Source organism: Klebsiella sp. BIGb0407, assembly GCF_024807845.1.
In the GTDB taxonomy this organism is placed as follows: domain Bacteria; phylum Pseudomonadota; class Gammaproteobacteria; order Enterobacterales; family Enterobacteriaceae; genus JGM124.
Genome location: NZ_JANUEQ010000004.1, coordinates 321998 through 341250, shown reverse-complemented (window position 1 = coordinate 341250; position 19253 = coordinate 321998). Strand labels below are relative to the sequence as shown.

Sequence of the window (19253 nt, the reverse complement as noted above, 5' to 3'; positions counted from 1 at the left end):
TTTTTCGTTTTCCCTAAGGGAACTAAACGTGTTAAACCGTTATCCTTTGTGGAAGTACATCATGCTGATCGTCGTTCTTATCGTCGGTACAGTCTATGCGCTTCCCAACCTATATGGTGAGGATCCGGCTGTTCAATTAACTGGCGCGCGCGGTGCCGCCGCCAGTGAACAAACGCTGATCCAGGTCCATGACATCTTAAAGAAAGACGACATTTCCGCTAAATCTATTGCGCTGGAAGAGGGCTCTATCCTCGCGCGCTTTGATTCAACTGAAACTCAGCTGCGTGCACGTGAAGTACTGATGAGTCAGTTAGGCGATAATTACGTTGTCGCACTGAACCTCGCGCCTGCAACGCCTCGCTGGTTGTCTGCTATTCATGCTGACCCGATGAAACTGGGGCTTGATCTGCGCGGTGGTGTGCACTTCCTGATGGAAGTGGATATGGATACGGCGCTGGGCAAACTTCAGGAACAGACCATCGATAATTTGCGTAGCTCCCTGCGTGAGCAAAGTATTGCTTACTCCAGTGTGCGTAAAGCCAGTAACTACGGTGTAGACATCGTTTTTCCTGATGCAGATCTTCGTGACCGGGCTATTTCTTATTTAAGTCAGCGTAACCGTGACTTGGTATTCTCTCGTCTCAGCAATAACACGCTACGTGCTGTAATGAGTGATGCTCGTCTGAGTGAAGCGCGCGAATATGCTGTACAACAGAACATCAATATTCTTCGTAACCGTGTGAATCAGCTGGGTGTTGCTGAGCCGCTGGTACAACGTCAGGGTGCAGACCGTATTGTGGTCGAACTGCCGGGTATCCAGGATACTGCACGAGCCAAAGAAATCATCGGTGCGACAGCTACCCTCGAATTCCGTCTGGTTAATACTAACGTAGACGCCAGTGCAGCCAGTTCAGGACGTGTTCCGGGTGATTCAGAAGTGAAACAAACCCGTGACGGTCAGCCTGTCGTCTTGTACAAACGCGTTATTCTGACCGGTGATCACATCACTGACTCTACCTCCAGTGTGGATGAATATAACCAGTCGCAGGTTAATATCTCTCTGGATGGTGCGGGTGGTAATACCATGTCTAACTTCACCAAGGATAACATCGGCAAGCCGATGGCGACCTTGTTCGTGGAGTATAACGACAGCGGTAAAAAAGATGCGAACGGTCGTGCCATTCTCGTTAAGAAAGAAGAAGTTATCAACGTCGCGAATATTCAGTCGCGTTTAGGTAGCAGCTTCCGTATTACCGGTATTAATAACTCGGCTGAAGCTCGTCAGCTTTCCTTGCTGTTACGTGCGGGTGCGCTGATTGCGCCGATTCAGATTGTCGAAGAACGTACTATTGGCCCGACCCTGGGTCTGGAAAATATCAAGCAAGGTCTGGAAGCCTGTCTGGCTGGTTTGCTGGTTTCTATCATCTTTATGCTGTTCTTCTATAAGAAGTTTGGCTTGATAGCAACAACGGCCCTGATAGCTAACTTAATCCTGATTGTTGGCATTATGTCGCTGCTACCAGGGGCTACGTTAACCATGCCAGGGATTGCCGGGGTAGTACTGACACTTGCGGTAGCGGTGGATGCTAACGTTCTGATTAACGAACGTATTAAAGAAGAACTCAGCAACGGGCGATCTGTTCAACAGGCTATTGATGAAGGTTATAAAGGGGCATTTAGCTCAATTTTTGACGCCAACATCACAACGCTGATTAAAGTTGTCATCCTGTACGCGGTGGGAACCGGAGCCATTAAAGGGTTTGCGATTACCACAGGTATCGGTGTCGCGACCTCTATGTTCACGGCAATTGTCGGTACCCGCGCTATTGTAAACCTGCTGTATGGCGGCAAGCGCGTTAACAAGCTGTCTATCTAAGGAGTGCGTTGTGGCACAGGAATATACTGTTGAACAATTGAACCACGGGCGTAAAGTCATCGACTTTATGCGCTGGGACTACTGGGCTTTCGGCATCTCCGGTCTCTTACTTATTGTCTCCATCGCGATTATCGGCGTGAAAGGCTTTAACTGGGGACTCGACTTTACCGGCGGTACAGTGATTGAGATTTCACTGGAAAAACCGGCTGAACTGGATGTAATTCGTGGCGCGCTCGAAAAAGCGGGCTTCCAGGATCCCTTGGTTCAGAACTTTGGTAGCAGCCGCGATATTATGGTGCGTATGCCTCCAGTGAGTGGTGAAGTTGGCGGACAAACGCTGGGTAGCTCGGTCGTTAAAGTGATTGATGAGTCAACCAACCAGCACAGTGCGGTTAAACGTATTGAGTTTGTTGGCCCAAGTGTCGGTGCTGATTTAGCACAAAGTGGCGCTATGGCGCTGCTCGTCGCTTTGGTTTCTATTCTGGTCTATGTCGGGTTCCGTTTTGAGTGGCGTCTGGCCGCGGGTGTTGTTATTTCACTGGCGCACGATGTCATCATCACCATGGGTGTCCTGTCGTTATTCCAGATTGAAGTTGACCTGACTATCGTTGCTTCACTGATGTCAGTTATCGGCTACTCACTTAACGATAGCATCGTGGTATCGGACCGTATTCGTGAGAACTTCCGCAAAATTCGTCGTGGTACGCCTTATGAAATCTTTAACGTTTCGTTAACCCAGACACTGAAAAGAACCTTGATAACATCAGGTACGACTCTGATTGTTATCCTGATGCTTTACCTGTTTGGTGGTTCGATGCTACAAGGCTTCTCACTGACTATGCTTATCGGTGTTACTGTCGGTACGGCTTCTTCTATCTATGTAGCTTCAGCTTTAGCGCTGAAAATGGGTATGAAGCGTGAGCATATGTTGCAGCAGAAAGTGGAAAAAGAAGGGGCGGATCAGCCTTCTATTTTACCTTAATCTGACATAAGCCTGATAAAAAACGCAGTCGTTTAATCGACTGCGTTTTTTTAGCGTTAAAATATCTTATTGGGGGACGATCATTGTTTTTGTGAGGATCCAGCCAGCATCTGGTTCACAAGATGATTGAGTCGTTCCCGAAATTTATTTTCTGCATGCGCCATGGCTTCTACTCCAATAGCACGAACGGCATCATCATCATTGGACAGCCCTGCCAGTTCTAGCCTTGTACCCGACAGCGTTCTGTATTCATCGTTATAGTCTGATATTTTTTGTTCAGAAAAACGCTGCCAGTCTGCCGGATATGTGCGTTGCAGCATGCTGTGTAACGGCGCCCACTGCAGTATCCACGTCATGAACTCACTGTTTTCGGCAGCCTTTACCTGAATTTCTGCGTTCTTCAGGTCTGACTCGGTAACATTAGCGACATCAAAAAATTGCATTTCCTTTGCCACGCAGGTCAGTTCGAGCGCTTCCTTCAGTTTATTCTGATAGGCCAGATAAACCTCTATTTCATCGACGAAACGTAAGGTGCTGGCCTTCTTCCGGGCAATCTTCTCCAGTTCATCCAGGCGGAACATTTCACGTGCAACAGAAACCAGGGCGGAGCGATTATTATCGAACTCTCCTTTTTCTGCACGATGTACCAGTTGTACGTTCTTCATGTGATTCAGTGTCAGGGTGACACGGTCTTCGCAGGTTGACGCAGCTTCTGTCGCCATGGCAAAGGTTTTGGCCCTGAGCTCATCATCCTCGGCCAGGTCTGTCAGCCAGGAGGCTATCTGAGTTTTAAAGCCCGGGTCAGCTATGACATTTTTCGTCTCGCTCAGCCGGTCCAGAAATCGGCTGAAAGAGGCGGCATCATCTTGCTGTGCAAAATTCTGCCATCTGTCAGAGGGAGCCTTCTGACCTTCGTTCACAGGCGCCAGCCAGTCAGCGACTGCCAAATGCAGTAGCCGTGCTTCCTGGGTGGGCAGGCCAGTGATTCTTTCTGTCAGGCTGGTCAGCGAGGTGTTATTCACCTCCAGTCTCTGAAGTCCTGACGGTAATTCTGGCAGGCTGGTTAACCGGATGCTATTCATCTGCAGATTCCGAAGCACTGACTGCAATTCCGGCTGGCTGGTCAGCGAGGTGTTATTCACTTCCAGTCTCTGAAGTCCTGACGGTAATTCTGGCAGGCTGGTTAACCGGATGCTATTCATCTGCAGATTCCGAAGCACTGACTGCAATTCCGGCAGGCTGGTCAGCGGGGTGTGACTCACTCCCAGATTATGAAGTCCTGAGGGCGATTCTGCCGTTTGTGAGGGCGTTGTGGCGAGGGTGTATGTTTTTCTGTCGCCGTCACATTCCACGGTATAGCCCCCGGTATCATCAAGGGTGACCGAGAGCATCTCGTGGTTGCTGGCGTCCAGGATACAGAAGTGATCCCTCCCGTGTCGGCCAGACTGAATATTGTCCTCGTACCCGTAATACACGAGCATTTTTAGCTGTTCAAATCTGTTGAAGACATCTACTCGTGCTGTTCCGAGCGGTGGGTGATAAATCATACGGATGTACTCTAACGCTTCAGGTTGTTGAATATGACCGAAGAATTCCTTCATTTTATCCCAGACTCTCATCTCCGGAGGGGGATATGTGTGGGTGACAGGGGCAATATGATTGTCATTGGTTATTGCGGGAAAACATCCGGTGTTAACATCAAAGGGCATAATATAAAAATCTCATAATATTAAATATATACATGGTGTCTACCCGGGATAGCCTGGCAGGCAGCGCTCAACGTATCAGCACTGCTCAGCCCTTTATTTCACAATACGGTCATTTTTCAGTTAAACGTGTCGAGTTATTCAGGAGGTATTAAGACCATCTGGCATTCAGGTGTCCTGCCAGTATCTTGTTTATCAGCGTTCAGAGTCGTTCCCGAAATTTATTTTCTGCATGCGCCATGGCTTCTGCTCCAATAGCACGAACGGCATCATCATCATTGGACAGCACTGCCAGTTCTAGCCTTGTACCCGACAGCGTTCTGTATTCATCGTTATAGTCTGATATTTTTTGTTCAGAAAAACGCTGCCAGTCTGCCGGATATATACGTTGCAGCACGCCGTGTCACGGTTCCCACTTCAGCAGGTGTGTCAGTCAGGAGACGGTCTGAGTTCTAAAGCCCGGGTCTGTACTGACTTTTTTCGCCTCGCCCAGCCTGTCCTGAAATGTGCTGAAAGAGGTGGCATTGTTTTGTTGTCCAAAAAAACTGCCATCAGTTAAAGGGGGCTTGTTTACTTCATTAGCCGGTGCCAGTCGCCAGATGTAGTGGCCGGAGTGTCCTCCTATAGTGGGGGAACTCTGCGCATGCTGAAATGTATCTTGGGGCCTGAATAGTCAGAGGCTCTGGTCATATTCCTTAGTGTCAGCAGAGTGCGTTCTGTCAGAGGATTATTACTCAGCAATACCTCTGCTTCTCGGGACAGGCTGGCGATGCTTTCCGGCAGACTGGCCAGCTTAGTATCAGCAATCAGCAATCGTTTAAGCCCTGATGGCAACGGGGGCAGGCTGGTAAATTTGGTGTTACGCAGCTCCAGTACCTGAAGTTTTGGTGGTAATTCAGGCATTTTGGTCAATTGGGAATCTACCGTTAAAGTAACAAGATTTAACGGTAATGCTGGTATTCTGGTCAGTAAGGTATCTAGTTTCAAGGTAACAAGATTTAACGGTAATGCTGGTACTTTTATCAGTTGATGCGTATGCAGGTCCAAATGCTGAAGCCCTGCTGGTAATTTAGGTAATCTGATCAGCGAGATATCATGTACAGTCAGTTTCTGAAGCGCTGATGGTAATTGCGACAGGCTGGATAGTGATGTGTTTTCAATCTCCAACTCCAGAATATTCTGTGGTAAAAAGTCAGGTAAAGTAGTGAGGTTGAGGTTTCTCAGTTCAAGTTTGGTATAGCTATCGTGCAGGCAGCGGTTCAATTTTTGTACCACTTTTGTGCGACTGGGTGCCTCTTCGGGCGATGCAGCCCTTTCCCACGCAGACCAGATAACGTCATAATATTTTTCGGTCTTTGGGGGGGCTTTAGCCATTTGTTGGGGCGTGGCGGTGAGGGGATGTGTTTTTCTGTAGCCTTCAGATTCCAGTATATAGCTTCCGGTATCATCAAGGGTGACAGAGAGAATTTCATGGCTGTTGGCGTCCAGGATACAGAGGTGGTTGCTCCCGTGTCGGCCTGACTGAATATTTTCTTCATATCCGAAATGCGAGAGCATTTTTATCAGTTCAAATTTGATGCATATATCTTCTCGTGTAGTTCCTGTCTGCGGGTGATAAATCGTTAGGATGCACTCTAATGCTCCAGGTTGTTGGGCATGACCGAAGAGTGTCTGAATTTTTTCCCAGACTCTCATCTCAGGAGGGGGATCTGTGCGGGTGACAGAGGCAATATGATTGTCGCGAATTACAGCGGGAAAACATCCGGTGTTAACATCAAAGGGCATAATATAAAAATCTCATAATATTAAATAGATACATGGTGTCTGCCCGGCATAACCAAGCAGCGCTGAAAGTATCAGCACTGCTCAGCTCTTTATTTCACAATACGGTAGTTTTTCAGGTGTAGACGTCTGTTTACGTAGGGCGCGATCGGGATAGTCTACCCATCAGGCGTCATCGGTATTTTTTTCAGATTCTGTCGAGTAGAAAATGGTTATGGGTAGCAGAAACAGTTCCAGCTGAATGCTGGTAAGCGGGATATGGCGGAAAATCCAAGGCTTGGTCGTAGAATATAGAAAATAATGGCGAACGGTCTGTGGGAACTCTATTAAAAAAGGGTTCCATGACGAACATGAAACCCTTATTCATTGCCTTTGTTCAGCTCTTTAGATTAGAAGTTATAACCTGCTACCAGGTAGTAACCAAATCCATTTGACTGAATTTTGTCATCCATAAATACTGGACGATCGCCATTTTTCCACTGTCCGCCATTATTAAAGTAACGGGCAACGAATGAATAGTGGAAGTGGCTATAGTTCAGCGCCAGAATATGGCTGGAAGCGATTGAGTTGCTGGTACGGTACTGGGAATCGCCCAAGTCTGAACCAAAGTCAAAGTTGGTAAAGCCGATATAGGCTAAATCACCGCCCAGAACCTGAGTCAATGGCACGAAATATTTCACTTTAACGCGGTAGCCATCCCACTCATTCTGGTTAGCTGCGCCATAGTTCTGCCACTGATATTTAGCATAAGCGTTCAGTGCCAGGCTCATTGGCAGGCCGGTATCAATATCGGTACCCAGACCCATATACCAGGTGCTCTGACGGCCGTCTTTATTGCGTCCCATATCGTAGATATAGTTGTTAGCAATGAAGAATTCTTTGAATGGGCCAAAGCTCAAATCAGTATTAGTCAGTTTATCGATAGAGAAACGAGGTTCGATTTCCATAAACAGTGGTGAACCGTGGTTCCAGATACCACGCGCATCGGTATTACCACCGAAGAATACTGGCGCATCAACATAGCCATAAAAATCCAGCCAGTCTTTACGAGCAAATGCTTCATATTCCAGGTAGGTATCATTACGCAACTGTGGTCCGAAACGGGTGTGATAGCTGCCGACTACGTTAACACTCTGCTGCCACCAGTCTGAAAGATATTCAGAACGATCAACTTTGACCTCTTCTGCACTGACAGAGAACGAGCTAGCAAGTGCAATAGCAGCGCCGGCTGCCAGGATGATTTTTTTCATATTTTCGCCACTGTTTATTTCATGTTGAGAAATTGTGAAACAACTTTCTGCGGAGCCTTACCCGCAGGCTTCTCACGATGTGACTATTATAGATGCCACGACTCACAAAAATATGTTCTGTTTCACACTTTCATCATGCACGTAATCGATTGCGTTCACGTTTTTGTCTATTGTATCGAATTTAATTCTCTTTTATATGTCTGAATGCGAACTTTAGGTAATTAGTAACATTGAGTTACTATTTCAGGAGAAGCTAAATTAAATGTGCTGGCCGCATAGGAACCCTACCAACCAGCGGCAGATTTAGGGGGCGGCGGTAATACCTTCAGCGGCAGAATGAATATCGTGAATGCGTATCCAGCGTAGATTTTCAGGGGCAACATCAGGTAGTACCAGCGTTAGGGTTGCTTCACCTGGTGAGGCTAACTGGGCGGGTGCCGTAAATGATTGTTGTCCGTTAACGTTTGTGGATGGTTCATCTGTTTTATCTGTACGTATTTTCCACGCAATCATCCCTGAGAAAGCAGGTAAAGGCTGTTGAGTCTTTTCCTGAATCAACAGCGTCACTTGTGTTCCGTTAGTCGTGGCAGTGATATGTGAGAGTGAGATCTTCAGCATTCCAATCTGGCTTTCCAGTAAGGCTGGAGCGCCCGCATCAGGCAGTAAGTACAGGCCTTGAGTCGACTCGGCATTCAGAGCGTTTTGCTCGCTGAGGATAACGGCTTGCTGGCTCAAATCCACCATATCCTGATTCAGCGTTTTTATTTCATGCTGGATTTCATGCAGACTTGATTGTTGCGCGCAGGCGGTCAGACTCAAAAAGCTAAACGCCAGCAGAGTTCTCAGACAACGCAGAGACATAGCTGGATATCCTTCCAAAAGTGTAAATCAGACTACTGATAACTAAAGATAGCACTTATTTCATGGCCGATAGGGCGAGCTATCTTTGTACTCCTGCAACTTCGCGGTAGACTGTCAGTCATTTTTATTATCTGTGAAGGAAACGCTATGCATTGCCCATTCTGTTTCGCCGTGGATACTAAAGTTATTGACTCGCGCCTGGTAGGTGAAGGTTCCTCAGTACGCCGCCGCCGACAGTGTCTGCTTTGCCATGAGCGCTTCACCACCTTTGAGGTGGCTGAATTAGTTATGCCCCGGATAGTTAAGAGCAATGATGTACGTGAGCCTTTTAACGAAGATAAGCTGCGCAGTGGAATACTGAAAGCGCTCGAGAAGCGCCCGGTTAATTCCGATGATGTTGAAATGGCTATCAACCATATCAAATCTCATCTGCGGGCAACCGGAGAGCGAGAAGTGCCGAGCAAGATGGTGGGTAACCTGGTCATGGAACAACTGAAAAAACTGGATAAAGTGGCCTATATCCGTTTTGCTTCGGTATACCGTAGCTTCGAAGATATTAAAGAATTTGGCGAAGAAATCGCGCGCTTACAGGATTAGAGATATGTCAGGTGATGAGCTGTTTATGGCACGTGCGTTTGAGCTTGCGAAGCGCGGGCGCTTTACCACAATGCCCAACCCTAATGTTGGTTGCGTACTGGTAAAAGAAGAGGTAATTGTTGGTGAGGGGTATCATTATCGCGCCGGCGAACCTCATGCTGAAGTGCATGCTCTGCGTATGGCGGGTGAAAAAGCGCGCGGGGCTACCGCTTATGTGACGCTGGAACCTTGCAGCCATCATGGACGGACACCTCCTTGCTGTGACGCGCTGATTGCTGCTGGTGTCACCCGAGTGGTTGCCGCCATGCAAGATCCCAACCCGCAAGTGGCGGGACGTGGGTTGTATCGCTTACAACAGGCGGGCGTTGATGTCAGCCATGGCCTGATGATGGCTGAAGCGGAAGCCATCAATCGTGGTTTTCTGAAACGTATGCGTACCGGTTTCCCTTATCTGCAGCTTAAGTTAGGTGCATCGCTCGATGGTCGTACGGCGATGGCCAGCGGCGAAAGTCAGTGGATAACCTCGCCCCAGGCGCGTCGTGATGTGCAGCGATTACGTGCCCAGAGTGCGGCGATTCTTTCCAGCAGCGCTACGGTTCTGGCTGATGATCCTGCCTTAACTGTTCGCTGGGACGAACTGGATGAAACGACGCTTTCGCTTTTCGATGAACCACAGACGCGTCAGCCAGTGCGGATTATTATCGATAGTCAAAATCGTGTAACGCCGCAGCATAGGATTATTCAGCAGCCAGGCCAGACCTGGCTTGCACGCTGTCAGGCCGATACCCAATCCTGGTCTGACGATGTTGAGCAGCTGATTATCGCACCGCATCAAGGTCATCTTGACCTGGTTGTGCTGATGATGCAGCTAGGTAAACGCCAGATTAACAACATCTGGGTGGAAGCGGGCCCGACGCTCGCCGGCGCATTATTGCAGGCAGGACTGGTAGATGAGTTAATCGTTTATATGGCACCTAAACTGCTGGGCACTGATGCACGCGGCCTGTGTACGCTCCCTGGACTTGAAAAGCTCGTCGATGCTCCGGAATTTGCCTTCAGCCAGATTCGGCAGGTTGGCCCTGATTTATGTCTACACTTAATGCCAAAACACGCGTACTCGTAAAACGTAAGCAGTCGCGAAAAGATTATGGTAAAATCCGCCCCCCTTTGGGGCTAAACAGAACCCGTAAAGGAAGATTATGAACATTATTGAAGCAGCTGTTGCTACTCCTGACGCTCGTATTGCCATCACGATTGCGCGTTTTAACAACTTTATCAACGACAGCCTGCTGGATGGTGCCGTAGATGCACTGAAACGTATCGGCCAGGTTGCAGATAACAATATTACCGTTGTATGGGTACCAGGGGCTTATGAACTGCCACTGGCTGCTGATGCATTAGCAAAAACCGGTAAATATGACGCGATTATCGCGCTGGGTACCGTGATTCGTGGCGGTACCGCGCATTTTGAATATGTTGCGGGTGGAGCGAGCAATGGTCTGGCTCATGTCTCTCATGACAGCGGTGTGCCAGTTGCCTTTGGCGTGCTGACTACCGAAAGTATTGAACAAGCTATCGAACGTGCGGGTACCAAAGCGGGTAATAAAGGTGCCGAAGCGGCATTAACCGCACTGGAAATGATTAATGTATTGAAGGCTATTAAAGCCTGATTTTTGTAAGGGGAAATTCGTGAAACCTGCTGCTCGTCGCCGCGCCCGTGAATGTGCCGTTCAGGCGCTCTACTCATGGCAGTTGTCTAAAAACGACATCGCTGATGTTGAATATCAGTTCCTGTCGGAACAGGACGTCAAAGACGTTGACGTTAACTATTTCCGTGAGTTGCTGATTGGGGTGGCGACTAACAGCGGGTATCTGGATGGGCTGATGAAGCCTTATCTGTCTCGCCAGCTGGAAGAACTGGGGCAAGTTGAAAAGGCGGTCCTGCGTATTTCGCTGTTTGAATTATCGAAACGCGATGACGTACCTTATAAGGTTGCCATTAACGAAGGGATTGAATTAGCCAAAACCTTCGGCGCTGAAGACAGCCATAAATTTGTCAATGGCGTGCTTGATAAAGCCGCTCCAGTTATTCGTCCCCGCAAAAAATAATCTTCAGGCCGGCATTGTCCGGCCTGCTTCTTTCTATTCTCTTGAGGTCTCACGCATGGCATGTGGTGAGTTTTCCCTTATTGCCCGTTACTTCGACAGGACCAGAAGTTCTCGGCCTGAAGTCGACACTGGGATTGGCGATGACTGCGCTTTACTGACGCTTCCAGAAAAACAGCTGTTAGCAATCAGTACGGATACTCTGGTTTCAGGCATTCACTTTCTGGATGATATTTCACCGACAGACCTTGCTTATAAAGCGCTGGCGGTGAATTTAAGTGACCTGGCGGCTATGGGAGCCGATCCTGCCTGGCTGACGCTGGCCATCACGCTACCAGAAATTGATGAGTCCTGGCTTGCAGCCTTCAGTGACAGTTTGTTCGAGCAGCTGGATTATTATGGTGTTCAACTGATCGGCGGCGATACTACCCGTGGTCCACTGTCTATGACGCTGGGTATTCACGGTATGGTTCCTGAGGGACGGGCGCTTAAACGCAGTGGAGCCAAGCCAGGTGACTGGATTTATGTCACCGGGACGCCTGGCGACAGCGCCGCTGGGCTGGCGATTTTGCAAAATAGATTACAGGTCAGCGATAGCCAGCAGGCTGGGTATCTTGTTGCCCGTCATTTGCGTCCTACCCCACGAATTCTCCATGGACAAGCACTAAGAGGGCTGGCAAACAGCGCGATAGATCTCTCAGATGGGCTGATTTCTGATTTGGGCCATATACTGAAAGCCAGTGACTGCGGTGCGCGTATCTCTCTTGAGAGCTTTCCTTTCTCCGATGCACTTTTGGCGCAAGTTTCGCTTGAGCAGGCTGTGTCCTGGGGGCTCTCTGGGGGAGAAGACTATGAATTATGCTTTACCGTGCCGGAGATTAATCGAGGAGCACTGGAAGTCGCTATCGGTAATCTTGGCGTGCCTTATTCCTGTATCGGTCAGATAACTGCGGCATCTGAAGGATTACGGTTCCTGCATAATGGTGACCCGGTGACGCTGAATTTGAAGGGATATGACCACTTTTCCAGTGAATAACGGCTTATTGAGTGGTTGGTAAGAATATTACGAGCAGCTGTCTCTGATGCTATCAAAGGTGTCTGGTATTGATGAAGTCATACGGATTGAGGCCAGACATTGTTTTACTCGGGAAGCATCCTTGCTACCCCTGTGTTGCAAGCCCGGATTAACTGAGCCAGCGACCGATTTGCCGTTCAATTCCAGCGGCATCAAGACCGATATCTTCCCGTGCTTCTTCCTGAGTTCCTTGTGGGATGAAGAAATCAGGTAAGCCGATATTAAGCACCGGTACTGCTTTTCTGTGGGCCATTAAAACTTCATTCACTCCACTACCGGCTCCACCCATAATGGCGTTTTCTTCTATTGTCACCAGTGATTCATGTTGTTCTGCCATTTGCAGGATCAGTGCTTGATCCAGTGGTTTGACGAAGCGCATATCAACCAGGGTAGCATTCAGTTTTTCAGCTACAACCTGGGCATCCTGAAGCAGGGTTCCGAAGTTAAGAATGGCCAGTTTTTCCCCCTGACGTTTGATAACGCCTTTACCGAGTGGCAGTGACTCCAGAGGTGCCAGTTCAACCCCCGTACCTGTCCCACGCGGGTAACGAACTGCACTAGGGCCATCCTGGTGATGATAGCCAGTGTATAACATCTGGCGACATTCATTTTCATCGCTCGGGGTCATAATGACCATATCCGGAATACAGCGCAGGAATGAGAGATCAAAAGCACCCTGATGTGTTTGTCCGTCAGCACCCACAATACCGGCCCGGTCAATGGCAAATAATACCGGTAGCTTTTGAATCGCTACATCATGAATTAACTGATCGTAAGCGCGCTGCAAGAAAGTGGAATAAATGGCGACGACCGGTTTATAACCGCCGATTGCCAGACCGGCAGCAAAGGTGACGGCGTGTTGCTCTGCAATCGCAACATCAAAGTACTGGTCCGGATACTGACGAGAAAACTCGACCATACCGGAACCTTCACGCATCGCAGGGGTAATCGCCATCAGCTTGTCATCGTGTGCTGCGGTTTCACACAGCCAGTTGCCGAATATTTTTGAGTAACTTGGCAGACTTCCCGCACTTTTCGGCAGTGTATTACTTTGTGGATCAAACTTAGGAACGGCGTGATAACTGATAGGATCTTTTTCTGCTGGCGCATAACCACGGCCTTTTTTGGTCATGACATGCAGGAACTGTGGTCCCTTAAGGCTACGCATATTCTTCAGTGTATTGACCAGACCAATCACATCGTGACCGTCAACCGGGCCGATATAGTTAAAGCCAAGCTCTTCAAACAGAGTCCCCGGAACTACCATTCCTTTAATATGTTCTTCGGTACGTTTGAGCAGTTCTTTGATAGGCGGAACGCCGGAGAAAACCTTTTTCCCGCCCTCACGCAAGGTAGAATATAGCTTGCCAGAAAGTAACTGTGCCAGATGGTTATTCAGCGCACCGACATTTTCAGAGATAGACATCTCATTATCGTTCAGCACGACCAGCATATCCGGGTGAATATCACCCGCATGATTCATGGCTTCAAACGCCATACCTGCGGTAATTGCGCCATCGCCGATAATGCAGACCGTTTTACGATCTTTGCCTTCTTTTCCGGCGGCAACAGCCACTCCGATCCCGGCACTGATCGAGGTCGAAGAGTGACCGACGCTCAGTACGTCATATTCGCTTTCAGCTCGCCACGGAAAAGGGTGCAGGCCGCCTTTCTGACGAATAGTACCTATTTTGTCACGACGACCCGTCAGGATCTTGTGCGGATAAGCTTGATGCCCCACGTCCCAGATAACCTGATCGAAGGGGGTATTATAGATGTAGTGCAGCGCTACAGTGAGCTCAACGGTACCCAGACCGGAAGCAAAATGTCCGCTGGAACGGCTGACGCTATCCAGCAGGTAACGACGTAGCTCATCACATAGCTTCGGCAGGCTATCTTTCGGCAACAGGCGTAACTCTTGAGTGCAGTCAACCAGTGCCAGGGTCGGGTATTTGGCGATATCAAAACTCATCAGCAATCTAAACTCATGGTTGTTATACGTTATTTATCACGATGGATAATGTAGTTTGCCAACGCTTCCAGGGCTGTGGTATCCAGCGACTGTTCAGAAAGGGTTGTCAGGGCAAGGCGTGCTTCCTGATATAGCTCTTGTGCTTTCACCTGGGCTTGCTCAAGGCCAAGTAAAGCAGGATACGTACTTTTGCCAAGTTGTTGGTCGGCTCCCTGGCGTTTACCCAAGGTTGCGGTGTCACCAATCACATCCAGAATGTCATCCTGAACCTGAAACGCGAGGCCAATACTCTGCGCGAAGCTATCCAGCAGCGGCAGTGCCCGACGACCTGTCTCACCGGCGCTTAATGCACCCAGGCGAACGGCCGCGCGAATTAAGGCGCCTGTTTTATGCCGGTGGATACGTTCCAAACTCTCAAGGCTGATTTGTTTACCCTCAGCCGCTAAGTCCAGAGCCTGACCACCACACATACCTGCTACACCGCTGGCTGTCGCCAGTTCAGCGACCATTGCCAGTCGGTCGTTGACGCTTACACCCGGCATCGGAGCCTGGCTGAGTATCGAAAATGCCAGAGTTTGCAGAGCATCTCCTGCTAGGATAGCATTCTCTTCACCAAATTTTATATGACAAGTCGGCTGACCGCGGCGTAAATCATCATTATCCATCGCAGGCAGGTCATCATGAATCAATGAATAGGCATGAATACACTCTATCGCGGCCGCGGGTGCATCCAATGCTTCAGGGCTGACACCAAACATTTCACCTGTGGCATAAACCAGAAAAGGACGTAACCGCTTTCCACCCAATAATGCGCCATAGTGCATGGCTTCGACCATCGGGCTGTTCTGAAAGGGGAGAGGCGCCAGAAAATTGACTATCGCCTGGTTCACTCTGTCAGTGTGGGTCTGGAGTTGACGAGTAAAGTCCATATTATTCAGCATCCGGCGCAAAAGGAGTCAGCGGAGAGTCAGGATTATCACTCAGCAGAATTTGTACCCGCTGTTCTGCTTGCTGTAATTTTACTTGCCCCTGGCGTGCCAGTTGTACACCACGTTCAAATTCATTTAAGGCTTCTTCCAGAGGAAGAGAGCCCCCTTCCAGGCGGCTAACGATTTGTTCCAGTTCAACCAGTGCAGTTTCAAAACTGGTTTGGGACTCATTTTTTTTCGGCATAGTGAATGTCTGACTCTATTTTAATTCGACGCCGATATGGTAACGGAGTCAAAATGATTATCAAGCAAGCTCGAACATCTGGTTAAGATACGCAGTCTTCCCGGGATAGTGGTATACTCCTGCCTCTCTCGGATGCAGTGGCTCTATGCTGCTGCTGTATTTTTCTTTAAGCCCCTATGTCTAATCGCATAAATGGCTCACTAACGAACTCTTACCGCCATGAAGTTTATCATTAAATTGTTCCCGGAAATCACCATCAAGAGCCAATCTGTGCGATTGCGCTTCATTAAGATACTTACCGCGAACATTCGTAATGTCTTAAAGTCTTACGATGAGAATCTGGCGGTAGTCCGCCACTGGGATCATATTGAAGTCCGCTCCAAAGATGAAAGCAAACATCAGACTATTCGTGAAGGTTTAACACGAATCCCAGGCATTCATCATATTCTCGATGTCGAAGATGTGCCATTCACCGATATGCATAATATCTTTGAGCAGGCACTGGAACTCTACCGCGATAGCCTGATCAATAAGAGCTTCTGTGTACGCGTTAAGCGCCGCGGTAAACATGAGTTTAGCTCTATTGATGTTGAGCGCTATGTTGGTGGTGGTCTTAACCAGCATATTGAGTCTGCACGTGTCAAACTGAACCATCCGGATGTTACCGTCAATCTGGAGATTGAAGACGATCGCCTGCTGCTGGTTAAAAGCCGCAGTGAAGGGCTCGGTGGTTTCCCGGTTGGTACTCAGGAAGACGTTCTGTCACTGATTTCAGGGGGCTTTGACTCCGGTGTTTCCAGCTATATGCTGATGCGCCGTGGATGCCGGGTTCACTACTGTTTCTTCAATCTCGGCGGTGCTGCGCATGAAATTGGCGTAAAACAAGTTGCCCACTATCTGTGGAACCGCTTTGGTAGTTCCCATAAGGTGCGTTTTGTTGCCATTAACTTCGAGCCTGTAGTCGGTGAGATCCTCGAAAAAATCGAAGACGGACAAATGGGCGTGGTGTTAAAACGCATGTTCGTCCGCGCGGCCTCACAGGTTGCTGAGCGTTACGGCGTACAAGCTCTGGTTACCGGTGAAGCGCTGGGACAGGTTTCCAGTCAGACGCTGACTAATTTGCGCCTGATTGATAATGTTTCCGACACCCTTATCCTGCGTCCGCTGATTTCACACGATAAAGAACATATTATCGACCTTGCGCGTGAAATTGGTACCGCTGATTTTGCCCGCACTATTCCCGAGTATTGTGGTGTTATTTCAAAAAGCCCAACTGTCAAAGCAGTTAAAGCGAAGATTGAAGCAGAAGAGCAAAACTTTGATTTCTCTATTCTGGATAAAGTTATAGCAGAAGCTAAGAATATCGATATTCGCGAGATTGCAACACAAGCCAAAGAAGAGGTCGTCGAAATTGAGACTGTCTCTGAGTTTGGTTTAAACGACGTTCTGCTGGATATTCGCTCTAATGACGAAGTTGAAGCGAAGCCGATGAAACTGGAAGGTGTGGAGGTTACAGCGCTGCCGTTTTATAAGTTGAGTACGGCATTTAGCACTCTCGATCAGAGTAAAACCTATTTACTGTGGTGCGATCGCGGTGTGATGAGTCGTCTGCAAGCATTGTATCTGAACGAACTCGGGTATAAAAACGTCAAGGTTTATCGTCAGTAATGGCGATGGCTCCCCTTCTCTGATCTGAGAAGGGGAATTAGCTTTACGTATAATCCCTGAAGCTATAAATACCCGCGGCCAGTACCAGTTGTTCTGCGACTTCATGCGCCTTTTCCCGGCTGACCAGTAAATCAATTATCTTCAGGGCAAAATCAATCGAGGTTCCAGGCCCCTGGCTGGTCAGAAGATTGACCCGCGGATCCCAGACTACACGCTTATCCTGCCACTGTCCCTCTGGTATAGTCTCTTTCAGTGCGGGAAAGCCTGTCATATTTCCGATGGGAAATAACCCGTGAGGAACCAGCACGGTTCCGGCAGCAGCGCAAATAGCCGCGACAATACGTCCGGAAAGATGAAATTGCCTGACGGTTTCTACCAGCAGTGGGCTATCACGCAGGCACTCTGCACCCTTAATTCCACCTGGTAAGATTACAATATTAAATTCATCATCTGCGACTTCGACCAAGGTCACATCAGCGACCAGTTTGACTCCGCGTGAACAGACAATAATCAGAGCACCATCGCTAGCTACACTGGCTGTAGTGACGGAAATACCGGCCCTGACTAACAAATCGATAGTAGTAACAACTTCGGTTTCTTCAGCCCCAGGAGCCAGGCAAACCAGCGCTCGAACGCTCATATTCATCTTCCTTACGTTTAATCAGCTCATAAAGGCGCGTATTCAGCGGGGCAGGGGTACCATTGGCACGTGCACGGCGTATTAAATAACCAGTAATATAATCAATTTCAGTGTGGCGTTGCTCTCTAACATCCTGAAGCATTGAAGAGATATTCTCAGCAGTGGATTCAATCACCTGTGTAACATGGGAAAACAGATTTTCTGTTGAGATGTTGTAGCCTTCGCGTTCCATGACATGCGCTATTTCGTCGCAGATATCGAAGACTTCTTCGTTATGGTTCGCCAGGTCTCCGTTCCGACAATTATAAAGCGCCGTAAGAGGATTTATTACGCAGTTAACTGCCAGTTTATTCCAGCTAGCGGAGCCGATGTTATTATGCCATGCCACATCAGGTAGTGCCTGATGCAAGGTGTCAGCAAGATAACTGTATCCTGCTGCCTGAAAATTTCCCGGGCCGATATGTGTCACGCCATTCGCAACATGGACGATTACGTTACCATCACGTTTTGCTGCCTGCGTTGTGAACCCCTGTAATATCGGGTGTTGCAGACGGCTGAGCTCTTCAAGGGTACCGATACCATTGTGGAGCAATAAAATAGGACTCGTCTCCGGAAGGTTTTGTGCCAGAGCTTTTACCGCATCAGAAACTTGCCAGGCCTTGAGTGTCACCAGAAGTAAGTCGCTCTCGGCAAGAAATTGTGGGTCATTTGCAATAAATGACCGATTAAAGATATCGCCAGTACTGTCCAGTAGGTTTACATGGCAATAGGGCTGCGGCACGCGCAACCAGCCTTGTAACTCATGCCCTTGTTTATAGAGTGCAGTTAGCCAAAGTTGACCCAGAGCACCGCAACCCAGTACGGTGATTTGCATTTTTTTCTCCTCAGCTAAATCCTGAACATATTCTTTACCCAAAATAATTTGAGTTGCATGACGGGTATATTATAGCGTTATACGCCTTCTGATTCCTTAACGGGTTGTTTTGCTCAGCCCAGAAGGTATTATGCAACGCAAACCAGAAAGGGAGAAAAATTATGCCATCGTTTGATATTGTTTCTGAAATCGATATGCAAGAAGTCCGTAACGCAATCGAAAATGCCGAGCGTGAGTTAGCCACCAGATTTGATTTTCGTGGCGTCCCGGCAAGCTTTGAGCTCAATGAGAAAGATCAAAGCATTAAAGTGGCGAGCGAGTCAGATTTCCAGGTAAACCAATTGCTGGATATTCTGCGCGCCAAACTCTTGAAACGCGGTATTGAAGGCAGCTCAATTGATGTACCAGAAGAGTTTGACCATAGCGGTAAAACCTGGAGCGTGAATGCTAAGCTCAAACAGGGCATTGAGGCTACTATCGCTAAGAAAATTGTGAAACTCATCAAAGATAATAAACTGAAGGTACAAACACAAATTCAGGGCGAGGAAATTCGCGTCACCGGTAAGTCGCGTGATGACTTGCAGGGGGCTATGGCTCTGATTCGTGGTGGAGATTTAGGACAACCTTTCCAGTTCAAAAACTTCCGCGACTGATATCCTTCATAGTACTTGGTAGGGATTAAGAGCACGGC

At 48.4% G+C, this 19253-nt stretch carries 19 protein-coding genes; 9 read left to right on the top strand and 10 right to left on the bottom strand.

Annotation, left to right across the window (positions count from 1 at the left end; genetic code table 11):
• Positions 1-28: 28 nt before the first annotated feature.
• Both secD and secF read left to right on the top strand, forming a co-directional pair.
• Positions 29-1876: a protein translocase subunit SecD gene (secD, locus tag M2387_RS14475; RefSeq protein WP_259050369.1), complete on the top strand. Its 1848-nt coding sequence runs from the start codon at positions 29-31 to the stop codon at positions 1874-1876.
• A gap of 10 nt (positions 1877-1886) precedes the next feature.
• Positions 1887-2858, top strand: coding sequence for a protein translocase subunit SecF (gene secF / locus M2387_RS14470; RefSeq protein ID WP_259050368.1), 972 nt, complete (start codon positions 1887-1889; stop codon positions 2856-2858).
• 80 nt (positions 2859-2938) lie between these two features.
• Here secF and M2387_RS14465 read toward each other — a convergent pair whose 3' ends face one another.
• The 5 genes from M2387_RS14465 to M2387_RS14445 all read right to left on the bottom strand — a co-directional run bounded on the left by M2387_RS14465 (position 2939) and on the right by M2387_RS14445 (position 8457).
• The gene (locus M2387_RS14465; RefSeq protein ID WP_259050367.1) at positions 2939-4567 is read right to left on the bottom strand and encodes an NEL-type E3 ubiquitin ligase domain-containing protein; all 1629 of its coding nucleotides are present in this window, start codon (positions 4565-4567) and stop codon (positions 2939-2941) included.
• Between the two features lie 199 nt (positions 4568-4766).
• Positions 4767-4961, bottom strand: coding sequence for a hypothetical protein (locus M2387_RS14460; protein WP_259050366.1), 195 nt, complete (start codon positions 4959-4961; stop codon positions 4767-4769).
• A 224-nt stretch (positions 4962-5185) separates the two neighbouring features.
• Positions 5186-6121 carry an NEL-type E3 ubiquitin ligase domain-containing protein gene (locus M2387_RS14455; protein WP_259050365.1) on the bottom strand — a complete coding sequence of 312 codons (936 nt, stop codon included), beginning with the start codon at positions 6119-6121 and terminating at the stop codon, positions 5186-5188.
• Between the two features lie 614 nt (positions 6122-6735).
• Positions 6736-7596, bottom strand: a complete 861-nt coding sequence (locus M2387_RS14450) for a nucleoside-specific channel-forming protein Tsx (protein ID WP_259050364.1) — start codon at positions 7594-7596, stop codon at positions 6736-6738.
• Between the two features lie 303 nt (positions 7597-7899).
• A complete protein-coding gene (locus tag M2387_RS14445; RefSeq protein WP_259050363.1) occupies positions 7900-8457 on the bottom strand; it encodes a DUF3251 domain-containing protein in 558 nt (185 codons plus the stop codon).
• A gap of 147 nt (positions 8458-8604) precedes the next feature.
• Between M2387_RS14445 and nrdR the strand changes: the two genes are divergently transcribed.
• The 5 genes from nrdR (at position 8605) to thiL (ending at position 12196) form a co-directional block, all read left to right on the top strand.
• The gene (gene nrdR / locus M2387_RS14440; protein WP_259050362.1) at positions 8605-9054 is read left to right on the top strand and encodes a transcriptional regulator NrdR; all 450 of its coding nucleotides are present in this window, start codon (positions 8605-8607) and stop codon (positions 9052-9054) included.
• Positions 9055-9058: 4 nt separating this feature from the next.
• Entirely contained in the window at positions 9059-10177 is a 1119-nt protein-coding gene (gene ribD, locus M2387_RS14435; protein WP_259050361.1) for a bifunctional diaminohydroxyphosphoribosylaminopyrimidine deaminase/5-amino-6-(5-phosphoribosylamino)uracil reductase RibD, read from the top strand.
• 76 nt (positions 10178-10253) lie between these two features.
• Complete coding sequence (gene ribH / locus M2387_RS14430) at positions 10254-10724, top strand: 6,7-dimethyl-8-ribityllumazine synthase (protein WP_259050360.1); 471 nt, start codon at positions 10254-10256, stop codon at positions 10722-10724.
• 19 nt (positions 10725-10743) lie between these two features.
• Positions 10744-11163, top strand: a complete 420-nt coding sequence (gene nusB, locus M2387_RS14425) for a transcription antitermination factor NusB (RefSeq protein WP_259050359.1) — start codon at positions 10744-10746, stop codon at positions 11161-11163.
• 55 nt (positions 11164-11218) lie between these two features.
• Entirely contained in the window at positions 11219-12196 is a 978-nt protein-coding gene (gene thiL / locus M2387_RS14420; protein WP_259050358.1) for a thiamine-phosphate kinase, read from the top strand.
• A gap of 148 nt (positions 12197-12344) precedes the next feature.
• Here the strand turns inward: thiL and dxs are convergent, their stop codons facing one another.
• Genes dxs through xseB form a run of 3 tightly spaced genes read right to left on the bottom strand, consistent with a single transcriptional unit; the run spans position 12345 to position 15380 of the window.
• Complete coding sequence (gene dxs, locus M2387_RS14415) at positions 12345-14207, bottom strand: 1-deoxy-D-xylulose-5-phosphate synthase (RefSeq protein ID WP_259050357.1); 1863 nt, start codon at positions 14205-14207, stop codon at positions 12345-12347.
• Between the two features lie 29 nt (positions 14208-14236).
• The gene (gene ispA / locus M2387_RS14410; RefSeq protein WP_259050356.1) at positions 14237-15136 is read right to left on the bottom strand and encodes a (2E,6E)-farnesyl diphosphate synthase; all 900 of its coding nucleotides are present in this window, start codon (positions 15134-15136) and stop codon (positions 14237-14239) included.
• A gap of 1 nt (position 15137) precedes the next feature.
• Positions 15138-15380, bottom strand: a complete 243-nt coding sequence (gene xseB / locus M2387_RS14405) for an exodeoxyribonuclease VII small subunit (protein ID WP_259050355.1) — start codon at positions 15378-15380, stop codon at positions 15138-15140.
• 219 nt (positions 15381-15599) lie between these two features.
• Here xseB and thiI point away from each other — a divergent pair, with 219 nt between their 5' ends.
• Positions 15600-17048, top strand: a complete 1449-nt coding sequence (gene thiI / locus M2387_RS14400) for a tRNA uracil 4-sulfurtransferase ThiI (RefSeq protein WP_259050354.1) — start codon at positions 15600-15602, stop codon at positions 17046-17048.
• 43 nt (positions 17049-17091) lie between these two features.
• Here thiI and yajL read toward each other — a convergent pair whose 3' ends face one another.
• Together yajL and panE are read right to left on the bottom strand one after the other, a co-directional pair.
• Positions 17092-17688, bottom strand: a complete 597-nt coding sequence (gene yajL / locus M2387_RS14395; protein ID WP_259050353.1) for a protein deglycase YajL — start codon at positions 17686-17688, stop codon at positions 17092-17094.
• Positions 17648-18562 (bottom strand): 2-dehydropantoate 2-reductase, encoded by a 915-nt coding sequence (panE, locus tag M2387_RS14390; RefSeq protein WP_259050352.1) that lies wholly within the window; start codon positions 18560-18562, stop codon positions 17648-17650. The genes yajL and panE overlap by 41 nt, the downstream gene beginning before the upstream one ends.
• A gap of 161 nt (positions 18563-18723) precedes the next feature.
• Here panE and M2387_RS14385 point away from each other — a divergent pair, with 161 nt between their 5' ends.
• Complete coding sequence (locus tag M2387_RS14385) at positions 18724-19215, top strand: YajQ family cyclic di-GMP-binding protein (protein ID WP_259050351.1); 492 nt, start codon at positions 18724-18726, stop codon at positions 19213-19215.
• Positions 19216-19253: the final 38 nt, after the last annotated feature.

Bases quoted from the DNA above. Each gene is read 5' to 3' on its own strand.
- M2387_RS14465 (WP_259050367.1), bottom strand. From the start codon at position 4,567: ATGCCCTTTGATGTTAACACCGGATGTTTTCCCGCAATAACCAATGAC.
- M2387_RS14455 (WP_259050365.1), bottom strand. From the start codon at position 6,121: ATGCTCTCGCATTTCGGATATGAAGAAAATATTCAGTCAGGCCGACAC.
- M2387_RS14450 (WP_259050364.1), bottom strand. From the start codon at position 7,596: ATGAAAAAAATCATCCTGGCAGCCGGCGCTGCTATTGCACTTGCTAGC.
- M2387_RS14445 (WP_259050363.1), bottom strand. From the start codon at position 8,457: ATGTCTCTGCGTTGTCTGAGAACTCTGCTGGCGTTTAGCTTTTTGAGT.
- nrdR (WP_259050362.1), top strand. From the start codon at position 8,605: ATGCATTGCCCATTCTGTTTCGCCGTGGATACTAAAGTTATTGACTCG.
- ribD (WP_259050361.1), top strand. From the start codon at position 9,059: ATGTCAGGTGATGAGCTGTTTATGGCACGTGCGTTTGAGCTTGCGAAG.
- ribH (WP_259050360.1), top strand. From the start codon at position 10,254: ATGAACATTATTGAAGCAGCTGTTGCTACTCCTGACGCTCGTATTGCC.
- thiL (WP_259050358.1), top strand. From the start codon at position 11,219: ATGGCATGTGGTGAGTTTTCCCTTATTGCCCGTTACTTCGACAGGACC.
- dxs (WP_259050357.1), bottom strand. From the start codon at position 14,207: ATGAGTTTTGATATCGCCAAATACCCGACCCTGGCACTGGTTGACTGC.
- ispA (WP_259050356.1), bottom strand. From the start codon at position 15,136: ATGGACTTTACTCGTCAACTCCAGACCCACACTGACAGAGTGAACCAG.
- xseB (WP_259050355.1), bottom strand. From the start codon at position 15,380: ATGCCGAAAAAAAATGAGTCCCAAACCAGTTTTGAAACTGCACTGGTT.
- thiI (WP_259050354.1), top strand. From the start codon at position 15,600: ATGAAGTTTATCATTAAATTGTTCCCGGAAATCACCATCAAGAGCCAA.
- yajL (WP_259050353.1), bottom strand. From the start codon at position 17,688: ATGAGCGTTCGAGCGCTGGTTTGCCTGGCTCCTGGGGCTGAAGAAACC.
- panE (WP_259050352.1), bottom strand. From the start codon at position 18,562: ATGCAAATCACCGTACTGGGTTGCGGTGCTCTGGGTCAACTTTGGCTA.
- M2387_RS14385 (WP_259050351.1), top strand. From the start codon at position 18,724: ATGCCATCGTTTGATATTGTTTCTGAAATCGATATGCAAGAAGTCCGT.